This window comes from Lysobacter sp. CC-YZS074, from assembly GCF_056739745.1.
In genome coordinates this window covers 1362878-1386628 of sequence record NZ_CP200301.1, presented here as the reverse complement: position 1 = coordinate 1386628, position 23751 = coordinate 1362878, and the positions used below count along the sequence as shown (strand labels likewise).

The window sequence follows — 23751 nt, the reverse complement described above, 5'->3', positions numbered from 1 at the left end:
CAGGGTAGCTGGCAACATTCTCCACAGGTGAGACGGCAAGCTCCTCTGGCAGGAAAGACAGCGAACGATTTTCCTATCCGATCGCGACAGGTGGAAACGCCTCTACGGATGTGGGCACTCGCACTGGCACGGGCTGGGCAATTGGAGTACGCCGCCCCCCTAACGGGGGGGAGTGCTGGTCCGTCATACGCGGGCAATCCGCCAGGTTTCGCAGATACCACGCCATTGCAGACTCCAGTCCAGCTGCCAGGTCATGGGTAGGTCGATAGCCCAGCGCCGCACGCGCTGCACTGACGTCGGCCAGGGAGTGTCGTATGTCGCCCGCTCGGAAATCCTCGTACACCGGCTTCCGATCATAGGCAACCTCATGGCACCCGAGTGCACCGCGTATGGCATCGAACAGTTGATTCAACGTGTTCCGTTCGCCCACCGCCATGTTGTACACCCGGGTTCGCGCCTCCGGCGGTGCCGTGGCAGCAAGCAGGTTCGCCTGCACGGCGTTGTCGATGAAGGTGAAATCCCGGCTGGTCTCGCCATCGCCGTTGATGCGCACGTCTTCGCCCCGAATCATGGCCGCCGTCCATTTCGGAATGACTGCCGCATACGCACCATTCGGGCTCTGCCTCTTTCCAAACACATTGAAGTAGCGCAACCCGATACTCGGGAACCCATAGCAGCGTGCGAAGACGTCGGCATACAGCTCGTTGACGTATTTCGCTACAGCGTATGGGGACAGGGGCCTGCCGATCCGCTCTTCGACTTTCGGCAATCCGGGGTGGTCACCATAGGTGGAGCTGCTGGCGGCATAGGTGAAACTACGTACCTGGGCGTCACGTGCTGCCAACAGCACGTTAAGAAAGCCATCGATGTTTGATCGGTTCGTCGCGATCGGGTTCTCCAGCGAGCGGGGGACGGAACCGAGCGCAGCTTGGTGCAGCACGTGGTCCACCGATGCACAGGCACGTCGGCACGTGTCGAGGTCGCATATATCGCCCTCGATGAAGTCGAAGCGCTTCCATTGTTCCGTTGTGACGGCTGCCTGCACCTCTTCCAGATTGTGGCGGAACCCGGTCGAAAAGTTGTCCACCCCCACCACGCGCTGTCCCAAGGCCAACAGAGCCTCGAGCAGGTTTGAACCGATAAAGCCCGCGCACCCGGTTACCAGCCACGTCCGGGGTTGGGTCATCAGCCCGGTTTTCACATCCTCGTATCGCGCGCCCATCTAGAGCCTCCCGTCGACGGCATGTCTTGGCAATAGATACTTGACGTCATAAAGGACCGATGCCGGCCGCCCGAACACCCGGATCCCTTCAGTTCCCAGCTGACGGAACTTGTCGTGGCCCACCGCCACGATCACCGCGTCGTACATCCCGTGTTCCGGCTCGGCGAGCTCCAGCCCGTATTCGTGCCGCGCCTGCGCCGCGTCCACCCACGGGTCGCATACGTCGACCTGCGTGTTGTAGCCGCGCAACGCGGCGACGATGTCCACCACGCGGGTGTTGCGCAGATCCGGGCAGTTCTCCTTGAAGGCCAGCCCCAGCACCAGCACGCGGGCGCCGACCGGGTTGATACCCTTGCGCACCATCAGCCGGATCACCTCGCCGGCGACGTAGGCGCCCATGCCGTCGTTGGTCCGGCGCCCGGCAAGGATCACGTCGGGGTGGTGTCCGATCTCCTGCGCCTTGTGGGTCAGGTAATACGGGTCGACCCCGATGCAGTGCCCGCCCACCAGCCCCGGCCGGAATGGCAGGAAGTTCCACTTGGTACCCGCCGCTTCCAGCACTTCCAGGGTATCGATGCCCAGCTTGTTGAACAGGATCGCCAGGTCGTTGACCAGCGCGATGTTGAGGTCGCGCTGGGTGTTCTCGATGACCTTGGCCGCCTCGGCGACCTTGATGCTGCTAGCCTTGTGGGTACCGGCGGTGATGATGCTGCCGTACAGGCGGTCGACGAATTCGGCCGCCTCCGGGGTCGAGCCGGAGGTCACCTTCAGAATGCTGGTGACCCGATGCTCCTTGTCGCCGGGGTTGATCCGCTCCGGGCTGTAACCGGCGAAGAAATCCTGGTTGAATTTGAGCCCGGACACCCGCTCGAGGATCGGTACGCAGACCTCTTCGGTGCAGCCGGGATACACCGTCGACTCGTAGACCACGACATCGCCGTCCGACAGCACCTGGCCGAGCGCTTCGCTGGCGCGGATCAGCGGTGTCAGGTCCGGCCGCTTGGCCGAGTCGATCGGCGTGGGAACGGTGACGATGTAGACGTTGCAACCGGCGAGGTCATGCAACTCGCTCGTGAAACCGAGCCGAACCGCGCCGGCGAGCTCCGCAGGTGACACCTCCAGTGTGCCATCGCGTCCGTCACGCAACTCGTCGATACGCGACTGGTTGATGTCGAAGCCGACAGTCTCGAAATGCTTGCCGAACTCCACCGCCAGTGGCAGCCCGACATAGCCCAGGCCGATGATGGCGATGCGGGCGTTTTCCATGGACGGCATGCGGTCCCCTGTGTGCAAGGCTGCTGATCCCTGCACACTCAGAACGCGAGAACCGCGGATCAGGTGCCACTTCGTCCACGCAGCTTCACCCATCCATGATGTGGCGCCTGCGATCTCCGGAGCCTTCGCGGCGCGACTCCGGGCGCGGTGCGCAAAAACCCATCTTGGAACTCCGCAAAAAAAAAAGACCCGCCGGAGCGGGTCTTGAAAACTTGGTGCCGGAGATAGGAATCGAACCTACGACCCCATCATTACGAATGACGTGCTCTACCAACTGAGCTACTCCGGCCAAGAGGCGGAATTCTAGGTGGCGCGTCGTGGCGGGTCAATCGATCATGAAACCAGTTGGACGCGCAGTTCCTTGGGCAGGGCGAAGACCATGTTTTCCGGTTCACCCTCCAAGCTGGTGACCGAGCCGGCCCCCAGTTCACGCAGACGGTCGATGACGCCGCGGACAAGGATTTCGGGCGCCGACGCTCCGGCGGTGATACCGATGCGCTGGCGACCGGTGACCCAGGCCGGGTCGATCTCGTCCGCGCCGTCGATCAGGTGGGCCTCGATGCCCTGGCGCTCGGCGAGTTCGCGCAGGCGGTTGGAATTGGAACTGTTGACCGAACCGACCACCAGGATCAGGTCGCACCGCCCGGCCAGCTCGCGCACGGCGTCCTGGCGGTTCTGGGTGGCGTAGCAGATGTCGTCGTTCTTGGGCCCCTCGATCGACGGATACCGTGCCCGAAGCGCGCCGATGATCTCGCGGGTGTCGTCGACCGACAGCGTGGTCTGGGTGGTGTAGGACAGGTGGTCGGGCTGCTCGACCTGCAGGCGGGCAACGTCGTCGAGGTCCTCGACCAGGTAGATCGTGCCGCGTTGAAGCTCGCCGCTGGCCGACTCGCGCTGCCACTGTCCCATGGTGCCTTCGACCTCGGGATGCCCTTCGTGGCCGATCAGGACCATGTCGCGGCCGGCGCGGCACTGCCGCGAGACCTCGAGGTGGACCTTGGTCACCAGCGGACAGGTGGCGTCGAACACCTTGAGCCCGCGCCGGTCGGCTTCGGCACGCACGGCCTTGGATACGCCGTGGGCGCTGAAGATCACTGTATTGCCGTCGGGCACCTCGTCGAGCTCCTCGACGAAGATCGCGCCGCGCTGCTTGAGGTCGTCGACCACGAACTTGTTGTGGACCACCTCGTGGCGCACGTAGATCGGCGCGCCCAGGGTCTCCAGCGCGCGGTTGACGATCTCGATGGCGCGGTCGACGCCGGCGCAGAAACCGCGGGGATTGGCGAGGATGAGGTCCATCCGCGGATTTTACCCCTGCCCCGCGACGGGCTTGCGCTGCCCGCTGAACAGCCCGTACGCGGCGATCCCGACCGCCCCGCCGACGATGGCGGCATCGGCGATGTTGAAGGCGGGCCAGTACCAGTCCTGCCAATGCCACTGGATGAAGTCCACCACGTGGCCGTGGATCAGGCGGTCGATGACATTGCCGACGGCGCCGCCGATCACCAGGGCGTACGGAAGCGCGGTCTTCCAGTCGCCGCGCGGGGTGCGCGACAGCCAGTAGCCGAGCAGCCCGCTGATGGCGATGGCGAGGACGACGAAGAAGTACTTCTGCCAGCCACCGGCGTCGCTGAGGAAACTGAAGGCGGCGCCGGTGTTGTAGGTGCGGTACCAGTTCCAGACCCCGTCGATCACCGGGATGGCGGTGTATTCAGGCAGGCTGGTAAGCACCCAGTACTTGGTGAGCTGGTCCAGAACGATGATGAGCGCGGAAAGCGCCAGCCAGAGGAGGGCGTTGGGTTTGGGCGTCATGGTCAGAACCAGCGGCGGTCTTCGCCGTCGCCGTCGACGTTGTCGACGCAGCGGCCACAGAGGGTGGGATGGGCTTCGATCGCACCGACATCGGCGCGGTGCTGCCAGCATCGGCCGCACTTGGGTTTATCGGTGCGCGTCGCTTCCACCCGGACCTCGGACGCCTGCCCGTCGGCGACGACATCGACGTCGCCACTGATGAACAGGAAACGCAGCTCTTCGGCGATCGGCGCCAGCCAGTTCTGGTCGGCGACACCGGCATGCAGGGCGATCTCGGCCTCCAGCGCCGCGCCGATGGTGCCGGCGGCGCGCATCGGTTCGAGCACCTTGCTGACCTGCTCGCGCAGCGCCAGCAGGCGGCGGAAGTCCTCGGCCGACAGCGCGGCGGCCTCCGGCAGCGGCGCCAGGCCGTCATACCAGGTGGTGAACAGCACGTTGTCCTCGCGTGCGCCCTGCCCGGCCTGCGCCGGCAGGTGGCCCCACATCTCCTCGGCGGTGAAGTTCAGGATCGGCGCGATCCAGCGCACGAACGCCTCGGCGATGCGGTACATCGCGCTCTGCGCCGAGCGCCGGCCGCGCGAATCTTCGCGCATCGTGTACAGCCGGTCCTTGGTGACGTCGAGGTAGAGCGAGCCGAGGTCGACGCTGCAGAAGTTTGCGAGGATCTGCACGACCTCGCTGAAGTCGTAGCGCTCGTAGGCGGCGGTGATCTTCTGCTGCAGCCCATGGGCGCGATGCACGATCCAGCGGTCGAGCGCGACCATCGCCGCGTCGCCCTCGCCGTCCAGCGGCAGCAGGTGCATGGCCGGGTCGAAGCCGTGCAGGTTGCCGAGCAGGAAGCGCGCGGTGTTGCGGATGCGGCGGTAGTTGTCGGCGCTGCGCTTCAGGATCTCGTCGGAGACGGTCATCTCGTTGCGGTAGTCGGCCGAGGCGATCCACAGCCGCAGCACGTCGGCGCCCATCGCGTCGACCACCTTCTGCGGCGCGACCACGTTGCCGAGCGACTTGGACATCTTGCGGCCGTCGGCATCGACGGTGAAGCCGTGGGTCAGCACCTGCCTGTAGGGCGCCACGCCGTCCATTGCGACGCCGGTGAGCAGCGAGGACTGGAACCAGCCGCGGTGCTGGTCGGAGCCTTCCAGGTACAGGTCGGCCGGCTTGCGCAGGCCGTCTTCGGGACGCTGGGCGAGCACGCACTCATGGGTGACGCCCGAGTCGAACCAGACATCGAGGATATCGGTGACCTTGTCGTAGTCGCCCGCCTCGTCCCCGAGCAGGCTTGCCGGATCGAGCGCGTACCAGGCGTCGATGCCGTCGGTCTCCACGAGCTTCGCCACCTCGCCCATCAGCTCAACCGAGCGCGGGTGCGGCTCGTGGGTGACCTTGTGGACGAACAGCGCGATCGGCACGCCCCAGGTGCGCTGGCGGCTGATGCACCAGTCCGGCCGGCCTTCGACCATCCCGGCGATGCGCGCCTCGCCCCAGTCGGGGAACCACTGCACGTCGCCGATCGCCTTGAGCGCATCGGCGCGCAGGCCGGCCTTCTCCATCGAGATGAACCACTGCGGGGTGGCGCGGAACGCCACCGGCGTCTTGTGGCGCCAGCAGTGCGGGTAGCTGTGTTCGAGCTTGCTGGAGGCCAGCAGCGTGCCGCCGGCGCGCAGGGCGTCGACGATGGCGTCGTTGGCCTTCCAGATGTGCAGGCCGGCCAGCTCCGTGCCGTCGAGCGCGGGCGTGCCCGGCAGGTAGACGCCGCGGGCGTCGACCGGATTGAGCTGGGCGGCGTCGTAGCGGTCGACCAGGCCGTACCTGCGGCCCACCGCGAAGTCCTCCTGGCCGTGGCCCGGCGCGGTGTGGACGTTGCCGGTGCCGTCCTCGTCGGACACGTGCTCGCCAAGCAGCAGCGGGATGTCGCGGTCGTAGAACGGATGGCGGACGAGGAGGTTCTCCAGCTCGACGCCCTTGGCGCGGCCGTGCACCACGACCTTGTCGACGCCGTAGCGGGCCAGCGCCTTCGAAGCCAGCGCCTCGGCCAGCACCAGCCAGCGACGACCACCGTCGGCCCGCGCCGGGCCTTCCACAAGCACGTAGTCGAGGTCGGCACCGACGCTGATCGCGACGCTGGCCGGCAGTGTCCATGGCGTGGTGGTCCAGATCGGCACCGCGATCTGCACGTCATCCGGGGCGACGGTCTCGAACGCCGTGGCGACATCGCGCGCTGACTTGGCCGGATAGGCGACGTCGACCGCCGGGGAGACCTTGTCGGCGTACTCGATCTCGGCCTCGGCCAGCGCCGAGCCGCAGTCGAAGCACCAGTGCACCGGCTTGGCACCGCGCACGAGGTGGCCGCGGTCGATGATCCGCGCCAGCGAGCGCAGCATGTCGGCCTCGAAGCGGAAGTCCATCGAGCGGTACGGGTGGTCCCAGTCGCCCAGCACGCCCAGGCGCTTGAAGTCGCGACGCTGCAGGTCGATCTGCTCGGCGGCGTACTCGCGGCACTTCTGGCGGAACTGGGCGGCGTCGAGCCTGGTGCCGACCTTGCCGTACTTCTTCTCGATCGCGATCTCGATCGGCAGCCCATGACAGTCCCAGCCGGGCACGTACGGCGCATCGAAGCCGGCCAGCAGGCGCGACTTGACCACAATGTCCTTGAGCACCTTGTTGACCGCATGGCCGATGTGGATCGCGCCGTTGGCGTACGGCGGGCCGTCGTGCAGGACGAAGCTGCGCTCGCGGCCCTTCACTTTCTCGCGGATGCGCTGGTACAGGCCCTGTTCCTCCCAGCGCGCCAGCGTCTGCGGCTCGCGCTTGGGCAGGTCGCCACGCATCGGGAAATCGGTCGCCGGCAGGTGCAGGGTCGACTTGTACGGGTTGTCGCTGTTCTTGTCGCTCACGCGCGGGCTCTTGTGGGGTCTTGCGAAAGGATGGCGCGCGCCCGGTCGGCGTCGCGGTGCATCTGCGCGACCAGGGTCGGCAGGTCGTCGAACTTTTCCTCGTCGCGCAGGTGGGCGACGAACTCGACTTCGATCCGCCGACCGTACAGGTCGCCGTCGAAATCGAACAGGTGGGTTTCCAGCAGCGGCTCGGTGCCGTCCACGGTCGGGCGGGTGCCGAGGCTGGACACGCCGGGCAGCGCGTCGCCACTGACGCCGTGCACGCGCACTGCATGGATGCCGGACAGCGGCGGCGCCTTGCCGTTGAAACGCAGGTTGGCGGTCGGGAACCCGAGGGTACGACCGAGCCGGGCGCCGTGGGCGACGCGCCCGCCGATGGCGAACGGCCGGCCGAGCATGCGCGCGGCGGCGTCGAAGTCCCCGCGTTGCAGCGCGGCACGGATGCGGGTGCTGGAGACGCGCTCGCCGTCCAGCAGGACCGGCTCGATCTGGTGGGCGCTGAAGCCCGCGCCGGCATCGCCCATCTCGCGGCCGAGGGCCTGCAGCAGTGGCAGATCGCCGGCGCGGCCCTTGCCGAAGCGGAACTCGGGGCCGACCCAGACCTCGCGCACGCCGAGGTGGTCGACCAGCACCCGCCGGACGAAGTCCTCGGCGGACATCGACGCCATCCGCGCGTCGAACCGCAGCAGTCCGACCAGGTCGGCGCCCAGCGCCAGCAGCCCCCCGGCTTTGGCGCGCGGCGACAGCAGCCGCGGCGGCGGGTTGCCGGGCGCGAAGAACTCGCGCGGCAACGGTTCGAAACTCAGCGCGACCGCCGGCACCCCGAGCGCGCGCGCGCGTTCGACCGCGCGGCGCACCAGCGCCCGATGCCCCAGGTGGAGGCCGTCGAAGGCGCCGATGCAGACCACACTGCCGTGCGGGCACCGGGGCCCGCCGTCGACGTCTCGGAACAGCCTGCTCATCCGTTGAAGTATAGCGGTCACGCCGGATTGACCGGGCCGGCGGTGCGTGGCGCTCAATGCCGCAGGTGGCGCGGCCGCACCCCCATCACCACCAGCACCGCGCCATAGGCGCCCGCCCCCGCCGCGACCACCGCCAGCAGCCATGCCCAGCGCCACAGCCCGGGCATCGCGGTCCAGTCGCCGACCCATTCGCGTAGGCCGACCACCACCACCGCCATCAGCAACAGTCCGGCAACGATCCGCCCCAGCCAGCGCCCCCAGCCCGGCTGCGACACGTAGATCCCGTCGCGCCGCAGGTAGCGCCACAGCAGCGCCGCGTTGAGGATGCCGGCCAACGCGGTCGCCCCGGCGATGCCGGCATGCGCATACGGCAGTCCGGCGAAATACATCGGCGTGACCAGCGCGACGGTCAGCACCACGTTGGCAACCACCGTCAGCACCGCGGCCCGCATCGGCGTGCGGGTGTCCTGGCGCGAATAGAACGCCGGCAGCAGCACCTTGCTGAGCATGAAGGCCGGGATGCCGACGCCCATCGCGGTCAGTGCGTAGCCGACCATCCGCGTGTCCTCCTCGGTGAACTCGCCGTAACGAAACAGCGAGGCGGTCAGCGGCTCGGCCAGCAGGCACAGCCCGAGCGCGGCCGGCAGGCCGATCAGCAGCACCATCCGCAGGCCCCAGTCGAGCGAGCGCGAGTAGCCGGTGGCATCGGCATCGGCGTGCAGGCGCGACAGCTGCGGCAGAATCACCGTGCCGATCGCGACCCCGAACAGCCCCAGCGGCAACTCGACCAGGCGGTCCGAGTAGTACAGCCACGACTGCGCCGCCGGCACCAGCAGCGAGGCGAACACGGTGCCGACCAGCAGGTTCACCTGCGACACCGAGGACGAGAAGATCGTCGGCAGCATCAGCGTCATCACCCGGCGCACGCCCGAGTGACGCAGGTTGAAGCGGAACTTCGGCCGCAGCCCCAGCCGCCCCATCGCCGGCCACAGCACCAGCATCTGCAGCACGCCGGCGGCCAGCACGCCCCAGGCCAGCGCCTTCTCCGGCACGTCGAGCGCACCGGCCAGCAGCAGCATCGCCGCGATCAGGGTCAGGTTGTGCAGCACCGGCGTCAGCGCCGGCAGGCCGAACTGGCGGAAGCTGTTGAGCACCGCCCCGGCCAGCGCGGTCATCGACACGAAGGTCAGGTACGGGAAGGTGATGCGCAGCATCTCGGCCGCCAGCGGCACGGTGTCGGTACCGGCGGGCGCGAACGCCAGGAACAGCCGCGCGACCCACGGCGCGAGCAGCATGCCCAGTCCGCTGACCACCACCACCACCGCCAGCAGCGCGCCGGCGACATGGTCGAGGAAGTCCTGCATCGCCTTCTCGTCGCCCTTCTGCTTCAGCTCCGACAGCAGCGGCACGAAGGCCGAGGAGAACGAACCCTCGGCGAAGATCCTGCGCAGGTAGTTGGGAATCCGGTAGGCGACCACGAACGCGCTGACCGCCGGGCCGGCGCCGAACATCGTCGCCTGCAGCCAGTCGCGCAGGTAGCCGGCGATGCGCGACAGGAAGGTCATCGCGCTGAACACCACGGTGGAGCGCAGCATGCCGCCCCGGCGGGTCCTGGAGGGGGGCTGGCTCACGCTGAATCCCGAGCGGCCTGGTTGTTGACGCAAACCATTGAATCCCCCATAATTTCCTGTCTATTCGACGCTCGGCCGGGCACCAGACCAGTCCGCCAGCATAAATCTTTCCAGCTCCAACCTACATATCTCAGGAATACGCCGTGGCAAACATCAAGTCCGCCAAGAAGCGCGCCAAGCAGGCTGTTGTGCGCAATGCCCGTAACGCCAGCCAGCGTTCGATGCTGCGCACCGCCGTGAAGAAGGTGCTCAAGGCCCTGGGCGAGAACGACGCCGCCGGCGCCGAGAACGCCTTCAAGGTCGCCCAGCCGATCCTCGACCGCTTCAGCTCGCGCGGCCTGATCCACAAGAACAAGGCCGCCCGCCACAAGAGCCGCCTGACCGCCCGCATCAAGGCGATCAAGGCCGCCGCCTGAGGCGCGCGAGCGGGTCGCCCGGCCTTGCCGGCTGACCCGCAGCGATAAAAAACCCGGCTCCGGCCGGGTTTTTTTCGTGCCCGGCGTTTGAACCACCGGTCTTGCTCCTGATTGATGCCGGGCGCTGCCGGCCGAGGCGGACCCATCCCGGCCGACCGCTACCGCCTAAGCGTCCCCGCGGGCGTGGGCCTCCACCGCCGCGTCCTCGCGCTGGCGGTCGAAGAACGCCATCACGTCCAACATGATCGGCCAAGTGCCCTCACGTCCGATCGCCGACACGAGGTACCAGCGATCCTTCCAGCCGAGCTCGTCGACGATCGCCTGCGCGAACGCCTTGCGCTCGTCCTCCGGCAGCAGGTCGGCCTTGTTGAGCACCAGCCAGCGCGGCTTGTCGAGCAGTTCGGGATCGTGCTTCTCCAGCTCGCGCTCGATCGCTCGCACCTGCTCGGCGGGCGTGACGCCCTCTACTCCACCGGCCATCGGGTTGATGTCGACCAGGTGCAGCAGCAGGCGGGTGCGCTGCAGGTGGCGCAGGAATTGCGCGCCCAACCCGGCGCCATCCGCCGCGCCCTCGATCAGGCCCGGGATGTCGGCGATCACGAAGCTGCGGTAGGCCTCGACGCTGACCACGCCGAGGTTCGGATAGAGCGTGGTGAACGGGTAGTCGGCGACCTTCGGCGTCGCCGCCGAGACCGCGCGGATCAGCGTGCTCTTGCCGGCGTTGGGGAAGCCCAGCAGGCCGACGTCGGCCAGCAGCTTCAGCTCCAGCCGCAGCTCGCGCTCCTCGCCCGGCAGGCCCGGCAACGCCTTGCGCGGCGTGCGGTTGGTCGAGCTCTTGAAGTGCATGTTGCCAAGGCCGCCCTTGCCGCCCTTGGCCACCAGCAGACGGTCGCCGTGGGCGATCATGTCACCGATCACCTCGTCGGTCTCGACGTTGGTGACGACGGTGCCGACCGGCACGGTGATGACCAGATCGTCGCCGCCCTTGCCGTACATCTGCCGGCCCATGCCGTTCTGACCGCGCTGGGCGCGGAACTGGCGCTGGTGGCGGAAGTCGACCAGCGTATTGAGGTTCTCGTCGGCGACCAGCCAGACGCTGCCGCCGTCGCCGCCGTCGCCGCCGTCGGGGCCGCCCAGCGGAATGAACTTCTCGCGCCGGAAGCCGACGCAGCCGTTGCCGCCGTTGCCTGCGCTGACCTGGATTTCGGCTTCGTCTACGAGCTTCATGGGGCGATGGTATCGATAGGGTGTTCGGGGAACGTCATGCGGAAACGAAAAGCCCCGCCGAAGCGGGGCCCTCGTGACCGTGGGTCGTCGCGATTACTCGGCGACGACGCTGACGGTGCGGCGCTTCTTCGGGCCCTTGGTCGAGAACTCGACCTTGCCGTCGACCAGCGCGAACAGGGTGTGGTCGCGGCCGAGGCCGACGCCCATGCCCGGGTGGAACTGGGTGCCACGCTGGCGGACGATGATGTTGCCGGCCTCGATGGCCTGGCCGCCGTACATCTTGACGCCGAGGTACTTCGGGTTGGAGTCGCGGCCGTTGCGCGAGGAACCTACGCCCTTTTTGTGTGCCATGACTGCTTCTCCTTACTTCTTGTCGCCACCGGCAATGCCGGTGATCTCGATTTCGGTGTAGTGCTGACGGTGACCCATCTGCTTGCGGTGGTGCTTGCGGCGGCGGAACTTGACGATGCGCACCTTGTCGGCGCGGCCGTGGCCGACCACCTTGGCGGTGACGCTGGCGCCCTTGAGCGCGTCGCCGAGCTTCACGCCCTCGCCGTCGCCCAGCATCAGGACGTTGTCGAGCTTGATCTCGCTGCCGGCTTCGGCTTCGAGCAGCTCGACGCGCAGGGTCTCGCCCTGCATGACGCGGTATTGCTTACCGCCAGTGACAACAACTGCGTACATGACCAGATTCCTCTGTAGTTATTTTGGTCGCTGGCTGCCGTCGAGGGCAGACAGAAGCGGAATTATAGGGGTTTCAGCGGGTTAGGGCAACTCACCCACGCCGATCCGCGCAGACGCGCCCGCCGCCGCGCGGGCGGCGGTGGACCGTACGGCCTGGCCTCAGGCCAGCGACGCGATTGCCGTCCGCCCTTGGGCGGTCCGGGTGCGGGGAGCCCTTGGGGCCAGCAGGCGCGCGCCCTCGAAGTACGAGACCCGCAGCTGCAGGCCCCGCGGCGAATAGCCGATGAACGTGCTGTCGGCTTCGGCCACGTAGGCGGTCTTGTAATAGGCGTCCAGATACCGGCTTTCGAGCTCCAGCAGCACGCCGATGCTCTCCGGCTCGGGCAGGCCGGCGTTGTAGGCCTGCAGCACCGCCCTGGCGCGGTTGTAGAACGGGATCACCTGCCCCTGCCCCCGTACGGAACGGGCGAAGAACAGCCGGTAGTAGTACAGCGGCTGCATCAGGCGCGGCAGCACCCGCACCACGGCCGTACTGATGGCGCACAACCCGCCGTCTTCACCGCGGGCGATGCACACGACCTCGTCGGCGCGTTGGCGGGCACGTTCAGGATCGCCTATGGCGCGGTGCTGCCTCCAGAACGCGAAAACTTCCTCCTTGAGTTCCGGCGTGACCTGTTTCCATACCGGCGAGATGTCGAAAGTGACCGGGGCACGTGTGCTCATGGGGCATCCAGTTTCGGGTGACGGGAAGACGTGGCGGCGCAGCAGTGCGTGCTGGCGTTACCCGCCGGGGGACGGCGGTGTCGGCACGCCGGGCCGGGGCGACGGCGAGGAACCGGCTTCGGCCGCGCGCAGGCGCTGGACCAGCGCGCCGTACTCTCCGAACTCGATCTTCTGGCTGCGGTTGCTGTCGGCCTCGGAGAACGGCGGCGCCATCGCCCCGGCGCGTTTGACCAGCACCATGTCGGAGTACTCGACCCGGTCGATGCCGTCGTTGTCGTTGGTGTCCAGACGCTCGAACTGCTGGCGCAAACCCGGCCCGCCAACGGTCTGCCGGCCACCCCGCCTCAGGTTGCGCCAGCCGTTGCGGAATTCGGCCGGACTCAGGCTGTTGTCGTGGTTGGTGTCCCACGCCTGGAACGCGGCATCGACGGCAGGGGGCACCGGCTCGGCACGCAGCCCGGGTTCCGATCGAGCGGCGGTACCGGTCGATGGCCGGGGCGCCGCCTGCGGCACCTGGGCGGAGGCCGCGCAAGTGACCGCCACCGCGGCTGCCGTCAACGCGAGGCGCAGGCACAAAAAACCAGCCGGACTCATGCGGGCACCTCCTCGGCGGCGAGCTCCGATTCGAACGTGATCAGGTCGCGGATCTCCGCGGTACGCAAGCCGATCATCATCGGATTACGCACGTTAGGCAGGAAACTGATGTCGAAGATCTCCGTGATGTCGCCTTCGAACCGGATCCAGTTGCTGACGTCGCCGTTGGTCAAGGACACGATCTGCACCCCGCACCACGGGTCGGAATCCCGCTTTTGCAGTTCCTCGTCCAGCTGCAGCCCTTCGAAACGCTGGTTGCGTGGCTTGGACAGGCCCACGGCGGCCACGTTGCCGATGATGGATAGCCCGCGCAGAAAGCCCGGGAAGAACGCCAGCGGAACGAACTTCTTAGTCTCGAAGTCGACCCAGCCCAGGTGGCCGGTGCCGGCGTTGAGTACCCACAGCTTGCCGCCCGCCCAGCGCGGCGAGTGCGGCATCGACAGGCCTTCGCACACGACTTCGTCGGTTTCGATATCGATCACCACGCCACCGTCGTGGCGACGGTCGCGCCAGCCGTCGACGGTGTCGCTGCGGCACACCGCGGTGACGTACTTGGGCCGGCCATCGACCATCGCCAGCCCATTGAGATGACAGCGGTCCTCCGGTGCGAGCTTGCTGACGAACTTCGGCTTCCAGATCGCCTTGAAGCTGTGCGTCTGGCTCAGTTCGGCCAGGCAGGAATATTTGGTGTTGACGAACACGACCTTGCCGTTGCTGCGGATGCCGAGCTCGTGGATGTCCAGGTCGCCGATGGTCTGCGCGTTGCGCGGCACGTAGCACTTGTCGTACTGGCCGTGGATGACCTCGTTGGAGCGCAGCACGTTCTCGAAGCGCCACAGCTGGTACAGGCTGCCGAGGTAGATGCGGTTGGCATTGCCGACCACCCCCATCGCCCGCTCGAAGATGCGCTCGAAAAACGACACGCGCCCCTGCTTGTCGCTGCCCACCAGGTAGATCCGGCCGCTCTGGTAGGAGGTGATCGCCAGCGAGATGCGGTTGGCGGCGAGCCATCCGGCGAGTCCACGCGAACAGGTCTTGTCGACCTTGAAAGGGGCCTGACCCGGCGGCGGCTTGGCCGCTTTGCCTGCACCGGCTGGCGGTGTGGCGGCCGGTGCTTCCGGCCCGACGGTCTGCAGCCCGGCCCCGGCTTCCCCGCCTGCGCCGTTCTGCTCCGTTGAAACATCGTTGGCGACCGCGGTCGCGTGCACGTCACGCTCGTTGCTGTTGTCCGTCAAAGGGCGATCTCCCGTCCTGATGTCTGCATGTCTCTACCCTCCCCTGTCATGCGCCGCCCCGCCCGACGATCGGGCGAGGCGGGCCCGGCCATCCACCGGGCCCGCGTTGCCGCTGACTACCAGGAATACCGCAGCCGCATCTGGCCGCCGAACGTTCCGTCGAAGTTGCCTCCGTCGAGCCAGTTGACGCCGCCGTTCCACGACAGGCGGCCCTTCTGCGCACCCAGCCCGAACTTCAGCAGGGCACTGGTACCCTCGGCGGCCACGTTGCCGTAGTAGTCGTCGTTGATGGCATACGTGGCGAGGCCTTCCAGGGTCCGGTTCACGCTGACCTCGCCGTACGGCGACCATTGCCAGCCGGCCGCGCCGAAGGTCTTCGACAACGACACGCCGGCCCGGGCACGCTTCCATACCGCATCCTGGCCCTGGAACGTCGCCTGGTCGCCCTGGAACTGCAGCCCATCGATCGTGGTTTCGGTGTAGTGCAACCGAGGCGTGACCTCCAGACCATTGGCCAGTTTCCAGACGTGCCCGACCTCGAGCGCGCTGCTGAAGGCATTGCCCTCGCTGTGCTGCAGGCCGCCGATCGAATCGATCCGGCTCTCGAACTGCATGGTCCGCCACGAGCCGTCCACGTAGAAACCGCTGGGCGACACCCAGGTGCCGTACAGGCCCATGGTGCTGCCGCGGATCATGTCCATGCCACGGTCGTCGACCAGGTACTGCCGGCCCTCGGACTTGGCGAACACGGAGCCGAAGCGGAAGCCGTGGGGTGCCAGGAACTCCATGCCCATCTCGGTGCCGGAATTGTCCTGGCTCAGGCGCGAGTTGGACAACTGCCCGAAGTTGCCGGAGAGGTGGTCGGGGCTCATCCCGCCCTGGTCATCGAAGCCGCGGACCCACGCCTGCACGTTCGCGTGCATGGGCGTGAGGCCTGCCGTGGCGTAGTGGCGGTCATGCCGGCTGCCGGCGGTGCTGGTCATCAGGCTGTCCACGCCCAGCGCCGCCGAAGAGGCCAGCACGCCGGCAGCGTTGAGTCCGCTGACGTAGGTCTCCACCGACAGCATGTAGGAACTGTCCGATCCGATCCGCGCCGATGCATCGACCTGGCTGCTCAGGGTCATTCCCAGCGACAGGAAGTCACGGGGGGAAACGCCCAGGACGTCGCCGGCGACGAACGCCGAGGGGCGGGTGTGGCCGGACACGCGCACCAGTTCCAGCTCGGTGCCCACGTCGCTGGATTGGGGCAGACCGTCCAGCAATGCCACGTTGACCCGCTGCCGGGCACCGTTGCCGACCCCGCCCTGCACGACCAGCTGATCGTTGGCCTTGCTGCCGAGACTGACGTCGAGGTTGATCGACCCGAGGCCATCGAAGCCGCCGACGATCGTCAGGGTGTCGTCCGCGGCGCCATCGAGGAAGTCGATGGTGCCGTTGTTGGTGAACCCACCCACGCTCTTCGATCGCACGGGCGCGGTGCTGCCAGTACCCATGTCGATGACGTTCGCGCCGGCGACGCGGATCGTGCCGGCATTGTCGAAGCGGTTGCTTCCGGTGCCGAACGTGATCCCGGCATCGGCCAGCTCCAGCGTGGCGCCGCGCGCGTTGCTGAAGCTGTCATTGCCGGCCCCGAAATCGCTGCCCGTTCCGGCAACGCGCCAGGTGCCACCGCGCTGGTTGATCATCCGGTCGCTGCCGCCGGCCGTGACGATCGCGCCGGTGATCGAACCACTGTTGGTGATGCTGGCGTTACCCGCCGCGAAACCATCGCCGCCACCGACGATGCGGATCGCATCCGCGGCCCCGTAGGTCGACGAGACCGTGATGCTGCCGGCGTTGTTGACAGTGACATCCGAGCCCGTCACCGATCCGTACAGACCGACCCCGTCGCCATCGACCGAAGTCGCGGTGATGCTGCCCGCGGCGGTATTGGCCAGGGTCAGCTCACCACCGCCGGCCACGATGCCGCTGATGCCGAAGGCGTTGTTCCCGGTGGCCGAGGACTGGATCGTCCCGCGGTTGCGCAGCAGCACGTCGCCGCCGTTCTGGCTGCTGCCTTCGATGCCGACGGCGACACCGGCCGAGGCGGACAGGGAGTTGGCGGTGATCGTTCCACGGTTGTCGACGCTGAGTTCGTCGTCGCCGCCAATGTTCGACAGCACGCCGATGGCATCGAAGAACGCCTCGGCCTCGATTCCGCCGCGATTCACCACCGCGACATCGTTGTTGTCGGAGGATGCGTACACGCCAGCCGCGAGGTCGGCGCCATCGCTGCGGGCGACGACATCGCCGGCATTGACGATCTCGACGTTGTCGTAAACCGAGGTGCCCAGCAGGCCAACGGCGATGGAGCTGGAGTCGTAGACACCGACCACGCCATCCGCGCCGTTGGTGATGCGCACGTCACCGTCGGTGGAGATGCCGGTCACGCCGTAGCTGTACTTGTTGTTGGCGCCGCCGACGTAGATCGACCCCAAGTTGCGAACGTCGACATCGCCTGCACTGGCCACCGCGCTGATGCCACGGCTGTACTTGCCCGACAACACCTCGATCGAGCCGCGGTTGACCACGTCGACGTCGATGCCGGTGGCATCGATGCCGCGCGCGATCGGCGCGATCGCGTTGGTGGCGACCGAGATGCTGCCGGTATTGGTGGCACTCGCGGTGCCGTTCTGCGAGGAAGACACCACGCCGTAGCCGGATGCGTACAGCCCACCGGCGGAATTCACCACGATGTCGCCCGCGTTGACCACGTCCGAATCGCCGGCGAAGGCCAATGACAAGGCGCCATAGGCGTACGCGCCGCTGGCGTAGATCGACCCGGTGCGGCTGTTGAGTACCTCGACGTCGCCGTCGCCGGATGCCACCAGGCCACTCGCGTTGCCGTACTTGCCGTCCGTCGCGATCGCACTGATCGCGCCCGTGTTGGTGAGGCTGATACCCGCCCCACCGCCACCGGCCACTGCCGAGATGCCGGACGCCGCGTTGTAACCCAGGGCGGCGATATCGCCGCGGTTGAGGATGTCGATACCGCTGTACTCGACATTGGTCACCGCGCTGATGCCGTTGGCGATGCCGTTCACGGCGGTCGCGTCGATGTCGCCGCGGTTGTCGATCCCTATGTTGCCGACGCCGGTGCCGTAGGCGTAGATGCCAGTGGCGTATGGCCCGGTGGCCGCGATGGTGCCGCGGTTGTCCACATAGACCCCGCCGTCGCCACCCGTGGCATAGATACCGTAGGCGTGGCCGTACACGGCGTCGGTCCCCGCTTCCGGGTCCGCCGGTGCGTAGGCCGTTGCGCTCGCGCTGATGTCACCGGTGTTGGTCACGAACGCGACATCGTCGCCCTGGGCCTCGATGCCCGCGCCCCAGGTGTAGCCGTCGGCGGTGATCGAACCCGAATTGGTGACATCGGCCACCGCGCCCGAGGCGAACACGCCGTCGGCGAGGCCGGCCGCGGTAGTGGCGGTAATCGACCCACTGTTGGTGACCAGCGCGGTGCCGCCCGGTGCGTAGGCGTAGACGCCGATCACGTCGGTGTTGACGACGTAGGTGCCGTAATAGCCCTCGTAGACGCCGGTGCCGGTCGAAACCGCGCTGATGTCGCCGCGGTTGACGACCGCGACATCGCCACCGGCGCTGGAGCGGGCGATCACGCCGCGCGCCGCGCCGTAGCTGTTGGCGGCACTGATGTCACCGATGTTGCTCACCAGCCCGTAGCCCGCGTCGGTCTGCACGACCGCGCCGTAGGCGAGCTGGGCATAGCCCGCGCCGATGGCGTCGATCACGCCCGCGTTGTCGATCGTGGCGTTGCCGGAGTTGTTGGCGTTGGCAAACGCACCCACCGTCAGCAGGTCGGCGCTGTAGCCGGTCAGGCTGCCGCCTTCGGCGTTGACGATCGAGGCGTCACCGTAGCTGGAGCCGGCCATCGCGCCGTAGGCGTACTTGCCGGTGCCGGTGATCGAGCCGCTGTTGTACACCGTCGCGTTGCCGTCACCCGACTGCGCCATCACACCGAAGCTGTACTTGCCGTCGGTGGTGATCGTGCCGCTGTTGTCGACCAGGGTGTCGCCCTGCGACGAGTTGGCCAGCACGCCGAACGCGTACTTGCTCGCCGTCGCGTCGATGTCGCCCTGGTTCACCACGGTGGTGCCCGCCAGGCTGCTGGCATCGATGCCGGCGCCGGTGCCGAAGCTGGAATCGACCGTGATCGACCCGCTGTTGGTCACCCCGGAATAGCCGTTCTGCGAGGCCGCGACGAACCCGTAGGCGGAGAAGCCGCCGTTTACTGCGACGGTGCCGGCGTTGTCGACGTTCGCGTCGCCGGCGAACGCCAGCGCCAGTCCGCCGTAGGCGTAGTCGCCGTAACCGATGGTGATGGCGCCGGTATTGGTGATGCCGGCGTTGCCATCGGCCGAGGCGACGATGCCCTCTGCCACCGAGTAGTAGACGGTGGTTGCCGCGTAGATGTCACCGGCGTTGTCGACGCTGGCCGACGAGCCGGTGCCGGTCGCCAGGGCCACGATCCCGGTGGCGCCGTTCATGCCGGTGGCGGTGATGGCACCGTCCCCGGTGTTCTGGATCGCGATGTCGCTGGCTTCGACATTGGTCACCGCGTTGATGCCGGTGGCGAAACCGTTGTCGGCAGTGGCGGTGATGTCGCCGGCGTTGCCGACCTGGATGCCGGCAATGCCGCTGTCGTACGCGTAGATGCCGGTCGCGTACGGACCGGTCGCCGTGATGGAGCCCTGGTTATCGACCATGACCCCGCCGTCGCCGCCGGTGGCATAGATGCCGTAGGCACGGCCGTAGACCGCCTCGGTTCCCGCTTCCGGGTCGGCCGGCGCATACGCGGTGGCGCTGGCCGAGATCGTGCCGGTATTGACCACCGAGGCGGCATCGTCGCCCTGTGCCTCGATGCCGGCGCCCCAGGTGTAGCCGTCGGCGGTGATCGAACCGGAGTTGTAGACCTCCGCGACTGCGCCGGCGGCGAACACCCCGTCGGCCAGCCCGCTCGCCGACGTGGCGGTGATCGCGCCGCTGTTGTCGACGCTGGCGAGCCCGCCGGGGGCATACACGTACACACCGATCGCATCGGATGCGAGGTATTCGCCGCTACCGGTGGCCGTCGCCACGATGTCTCCCGCGTTGTCGACCGCGGCATCGCCGCCCGCGGACGACCGCACGATCACGCCACGTGCCGAACCGTAGCTGTTGTCGGCCGTGATCACGCCGGTGTCGCCGTTGCTCACCAGGCCGGCGCCGGCGTCGGTCTGGACCACCGCGCCGTAGGCGAGCTGCGCATAACCGACGCCGGTGGCGCTGATCACGCCGGCATTGTCGATCGTGACGCCGCCGGCATTGTTGGCGTTGGCGAATGCACCCACCGCCAGCAGGTCGCCGCTGTAACCGGAGAGCTTCCCGCCGTCGGCGTTGTAGATCCCCACATCGCCTGCGTCGGACCCGGCGACCACCCCGTAGGCGTACTTGCCGCTGCCGGCGATCGCGCCGCTGTTGTCCACCATCACGTCGCCGTAGGTGGACTGCGCCATGACACCGAAGCTGTACTTGCCGTCGGTGGCGATCGTCCCGCTGTTGTCCACGGCCACGTCACCGTCGCCGGACTGCGCGAACACACCGAACGCGTATTTGCCCGACGTGGCGGTGATGTCGCCGTTGTTGACCACCGCGGCATCGCCCACCGCCGAATTGGCGCGCACGCCGAAGGCGTAGCTGCTGGCGTCGGCGCTGATGAGGCCGTTGTTGGTGGCGGTCGCACCGGCCTGGCCGCTGACGTCGAGGCCGGCGGCCGTGCCCAGCGACGAGGCGACGGTGATCGAACCTGCGTTGGTCGCGTCGGCATAGCCGTTCTGCGAGGCGGCCACGGCGCCGTAGGCGGTCAGCCCGCCGTAGACGGCGATATCACCGGTGTTGCGCACGTCCGCATCGCCGGCGAACGCCAGCGCCAGGGCGCCGTAGGCGTAGTCGCCATAGCCGATGGTGATCATGCCGCTGTTGCGGATGCTGGCGTCCCCGTCGGCCGAGACCACGATGCCTTCGGCGCTGGAGTAGTACGCGGTGGTGGCCGCGTAGATATCGCCGGCGTTGTTGACGCTCGCCGAGGAGCCGACGCCACTGGCCAGCGCGACGATGCCGCTCGCGCCGTTCATGCCGGTGGCCTCGATGCTGCCGCGGTTGACCACGTCGATGTCGCTGCCCTCGACGTTGGTCACGGCGTTGATGCCGGTGGCGAAACCGTTGTCGGCGGTCGCGGTGATGTCGCCGCGGTTGGTGACGCTGATGCCGCCACTGCCGCCGTCGTAGGCGTAGATGCCGGTCGCGTAGGGCCCGGACACCTCGATCGAGCCGCGGTTGTTGACCACCACGCCGTCCTCGCCGCCACCGGCGGCGTAGATGCCGTAGGCGTGGCCGTAGACGCCATTGACGGTGTCGTAGGCCGTGGCGTTGGCGCTGATGCTGCCGGTGTTGTTGATGGTCACCGAGTCGCCCTGCGCCTCGATGCCGGCGGCCCAGCTGTAGCCGTCGGCGCCGATCGTGCCGCGGTTGTTGACCGTGACCTCGTCACCGTAGGCGAAGATGCCGTCGGCCAGGCCGTCGACCGACTCGGCGTAGATGGCGCCGCTGGCGGTGTTCACCACCGACACGTCGCCGCCGGCGAAATCGGCGTTGATACCGACCACGTCGCCACTGCCGGACTTGTCGATGACCCCGCTGTTGACGAGATTGGCGGTGAATGCCGCCGCGGCGGATCCGGTGATTCCGGTGGCCCCCGCGGCCATTACCGACACCGGGGCGTGCGCGTCGACGACCGTCGTCAGGTCGGCCACTGGCAGCTGCGCGCTGTCGGCCTCCGCGCATCGGATGAGCTGTGCCTGCGCGATGCCGCCACAATCGCCGCCGCCGGCGTGCGACGCGCCGATGCCCGCCAGCGCCAGCGCGGACGCCGCCAGCGCGGTACGGACCGCGGTGGTGATCGGAGCGACATAGAAGGTACGGGTCTGCGGGCGCCGCGACTGGGGCCCGGCAAATTTGCTTCCACGCATCGTCAATCCCCTCGGATGAAGTGTGAGCCTGCCGGCTGCATTTCATCGGCGATGCGCGGAGCGTGCCAGGAGAGCGAGGCGTGTCCGCTGCCCGGGCTGTTGGCCACGGCACCGACAAAACACAACCACATGCCGCCCCCTGACGACAGGGCCGACCATATGCCTCAAAAATCCGGTTTGCAAGTGCCTGTCACGCCTAGAAAATTTTCCCGGTGATTGCCCCATGGACGGGACAATCCGCCGGCCGTCGGGAGGCATCGCGGCGCGTCCGGAGGCATCACGCACAACGCTCCGGAAAGGCGTATGTTCCGGCTCGGGGGGATCCTGGTAATCGACGACCGAACGGTCACTTCTATCAGGGAGAGAACCACATGCGAGTTACTCTTTTGGGCGCGGGCGTCCTGACCGCGCTGATGATTTCCCCCGCAGCGCTTGCCGGCGAACTGTCGAAATCGCCTTCCGTGATGCGCGCCCAGTCCATGCTGCAGAGCGGGTCGGTGCCCATGCTCAAGCGTGCCGCGGCGGACCGCTTCGTCGCGGAGGATGTCGTGGTCGATCGCAAGGGCAACGAGCACGTGCGTTTCTCGCGCACCTATCGCGGCCTGCCGGTGATCGGCGGCAGCGTCATCGTGCATTCGCGCAATGGCAAGCCGCAGTCCGTCACCCAGACGGTGGAGGGGCTGCAGCGCCCGGACATCACTCCGTCGGTGAACCAGCGCCGCGCGGTTTCCATCGCCGGGACGCATTTCGACGTGGCTTCGCGACAGGCGCCGAGTGCGCGCCTGGTCGTCTACGCGCGCGGCGAGCACGCCCCCACGCTCGCGTACGAAGTCCGCTATGTCGGCATCAAGAAGGACCAGACGCCGACCGACATGCGCTACATCGTGGATGCACACACCGGCTCGCTGCTGGACAAGTGGGACACCATCCACACCGCCGGTCCAGGGCGTGATCCGCGGACCTGCGACGACCCCGCATCGGGCACCGGCACCGGCCTCTACGTCGGCCAGGTCGACCTGGCCACGGCGCAGTGCAGCAACGGCTACCAGCTGACCGACCCGACCCGCGGCGGTGGCCGCACCACCAACATGAGCAACCGCCAGGTCGGCCTGGGCGCCGCCTTCGTCGACTCCGACAACGTCTGGGGCACCGGCACCAACAGCAGCTCGCAGACCGTGGGCGTCGATGCGCACTACGGCGTCTCGACCACCTGGGATTACTACGAGCAGATCCACGGCCGGCTGGGCATCGCCGACGATGGCCAGGGCGCGCTGAGCCGCGTGCATTTCGGCCGCAACTACGCCAACGCGTTCTGGAGCGACGCCTGCTTCTGCATGACGTTCGGCGACGGCAACGGCAGCTCGGTCCGACCGCTGGTCGAGATCGACGTGGCCGGTCACGAGATGTCGCACGGCGTGACCAGCCGCACGGCCGACCTGATCTACTCGGGCGAGTCGGGCGGACTCAACGAGGCGACCTCGGACATCTTCGGCGCCATGGTCGAACACTTCGCCGGGAACGCGGCCGACCCGGGCGACTACCTGATCGGCGAGCTCGTGTTCCGCCAGGATCCGAACCTGCCCTACCCCACCGCGCTGCGCTACATGTTCAAGCCGAGCCTGGACGGGCTGTCGCCGGATTGCTACAGCGACGACATCGGTGGAATCGACGTGCACTACAGCTCGGGCGTGGCCAACCACTTCTTCTACCTGCTGGCCGAAGGCGCGGTGGTGCCGGAGGGCTTCGGTGCCGGCACCGGCGCCGACCTCAGCGCGGACGACCTGGTCTGCAACGGCGATACCTCGCTGGCCGGCATCGGCCGCGAGGCCGCCGAGAAGATCTGGTACCTCGCACTGACCGGCTACATGGTGGAGGACACCGACTACGCCGGCGCCCTCGAGGCCACCCTGAATGCCGCGACCGACCTGTACGGTGCGGATTCGGCGGAGTACGCCGCAGTCGCTGCCGCCTGGAGCGCGGTCAGCGTCGAGTAGGCGTGGTGCGGCATCGTT

16 protein-coding genes and 1 tRNA gene are annotated in these 23751 nt (G+C 67.7%); 2 read left to right on the top strand and 15 right to left on the bottom strand.

The features are described from left to right. Window positions 1–73: 73 nt before the first annotated feature. The 8 genes from U8331_RS06230 to murJ form a co-directional block, all read right to left on the bottom strand. A complete protein-coding gene (locus tag U8331_RS06230; protein WP_481132730.1) occupies window positions 74–1222 on the bottom strand; it encodes an SDR family oxidoreductase in 1149 nt (382 codons plus the stop codon). Then, window positions 1223–2497 (bottom strand): Vi polysaccharide biosynthesis UDP-N-acetylglucosamine C-6 dehydrogenase TviB, encoded by a 1275-nt coding sequence (gene tviB, locus U8331_RS06225; RefSeq protein ID WP_481132729.1) that lies wholly within the window; start codon window positions 2495–2497, stop codon window positions 1223–1225. It lies immediately after the preceding gene. Between the two features lie 213 nt (window positions 2498–2710). Then, window positions 2711–2786 (bottom strand) — tRNA-Thr (locus U8331_RS06220). A 44-nt stretch (window positions 2787–2830) separates the two neighbouring features. Then, on the bottom strand, window positions 2831–3796 hold the full coding sequence (ispH, locus tag U8331_RS06215) for a 4-hydroxy-3-methylbut-2-enyl diphosphate reductase (RefSeq protein WP_481132728.1): 966 nt from the start codon (window positions 3794–3796) through the stop codon (window positions 2831–2833). A 9-nt stretch (window positions 3797–3805) separates the two neighbouring features. Further along, window positions 3806–4315, bottom strand: a complete 510-nt coding sequence (gene lspA, locus U8331_RS06210) for a signal peptidase II (protein ID WP_481132902.1) — start codon at window positions 4313–4315, stop codon at window positions 3806–3808. Then, complete coding sequence (gene ileS, locus U8331_RS06205) at window positions 4312–7137, bottom strand: isoleucine--tRNA ligase (protein ID WP_481132901.1); 2826 nt, start codon at window positions 7135–7137, stop codon at window positions 4312–4314. Before ileS ends, lspA begins: the two co-directional genes overlap by 4 nt. 62 nt (window positions 7138–7199) lie before the next feature. Further along, complete coding sequence (locus U8331_RS06200) at window positions 7200–8165, bottom strand: bifunctional riboflavin kinase/FAD synthetase (RefSeq protein WP_481132727.1); 966 nt, start codon at window positions 8163–8165, stop codon at window positions 7200–7202. 53 nt (window positions 8166–8218) lie between these two features. Continuing rightward, window positions 8219–9796, bottom strand: coding sequence for a murein biosynthesis integral membrane protein MurJ (gene murJ / locus U8331_RS06195; RefSeq protein WP_481132726.1), 1578 nt, complete (start codon window positions 9794–9796; stop codon window positions 8219–8221). A 143-nt stretch (window positions 9797–9939) separates the two neighbouring features. On the opposite strand from murJ, the gene rpsT reads away from it, so the two are divergent. Further along, complete coding sequence (rpsT, locus tag U8331_RS06190; protein WP_036210581.1) at window positions 9940–10212, top strand: 30S ribosomal protein S20; 273 nt, start codon at window positions 9940–9942, stop codon at window positions 10210–10212. 165 nt (window positions 10213–10377) lie between these two features. Here rpsT and cgtA read toward each other — a convergent pair whose 3' ends face one another. The 7 genes from cgtA to U8331_RS06155 form a co-directional block, all read right to left on the bottom strand. Continuing rightward, window positions 10378–11439, bottom strand: a complete 1062-nt coding sequence (gene cgtA, locus U8331_RS06185) for an Obg family GTPase CgtA (protein WP_481132725.1) — start codon at window positions 11437–11439, stop codon at window positions 10378–10380. Window positions 11440–11532: 93 nt separating this feature from the next. Then, window positions 11533–11790 carry a 50S ribosomal protein L27 gene (gene rpmA / locus U8331_RS06180; RefSeq protein ID WP_481132724.1) on the bottom strand — a complete coding sequence of 86 codons (258 nt, stop codon included), beginning with the start codon at window positions 11788–11790 and terminating at the stop codon, window positions 11533–11535. A 12-nt stretch (window positions 11791–11802) separates the two neighbouring features. Then, complete coding sequence (rplU, locus tag U8331_RS06175; protein WP_481132723.1) at window positions 11803–12123, bottom strand: 50S ribosomal protein L21; 321 nt, start codon at window positions 12121–12123, stop codon at window positions 11803–11805. A gap of 159 nt (window positions 12124–12282) precedes the next feature. Further along, the gene (locus tag U8331_RS06170; protein WP_481132722.1) at window positions 12283–12846 is read right to left on the bottom strand and encodes a hypothetical protein; all 564 of its coding nucleotides are present in this window, start codon (window positions 12844–12846) and stop codon (window positions 12283–12285) included. A gap of 57 nt (window positions 12847–12903) precedes the next feature. Next, window positions 12904–13440: an EF-hand domain-containing protein gene (locus U8331_RS06165; protein WP_481132721.1), complete on the bottom strand. Its 537-nt coding sequence runs from the start codon at window positions 13438–13440 to the stop codon at window positions 12904–12906. Next, window positions 13437–14675, bottom strand: coding sequence for a TIGR03032 family protein (locus tag U8331_RS06160; RefSeq protein WP_481132720.1), 1239 nt, complete (start codon window positions 14673–14675; stop codon window positions 13437–13439). Before U8331_RS06160 ends, U8331_RS06165 begins: the two co-directional genes overlap by 4 nt. A gap of 116 nt (window positions 14676–14791) precedes the next feature. Beyond that, on the bottom strand, window positions 14792–21739 hold the full coding sequence (locus U8331_RS06155; RefSeq protein WP_481132719.1) for a hypothetical protein: 6948 nt from the start codon (window positions 21737–21739) through the stop codon (window positions 14792–14794). 371 nt (window positions 21740–22110) lie between these two features. Here U8331_RS06155 and U8331_RS06150 point away from each other — a divergent pair, with 371 nt between their 5' ends. Further along, the gene (locus U8331_RS06150; protein WP_481132718.1) at window positions 22111–23733 is read left to right on the top strand and encodes a M4 family metallopeptidase; all 1623 of its coding nucleotides are present in this window, start codon (window positions 22111–22113) and stop codon (window positions 23731–23733) included. The last annotated feature ends 18 nt before the right edge of the window (window positions 23734–23751 follow it).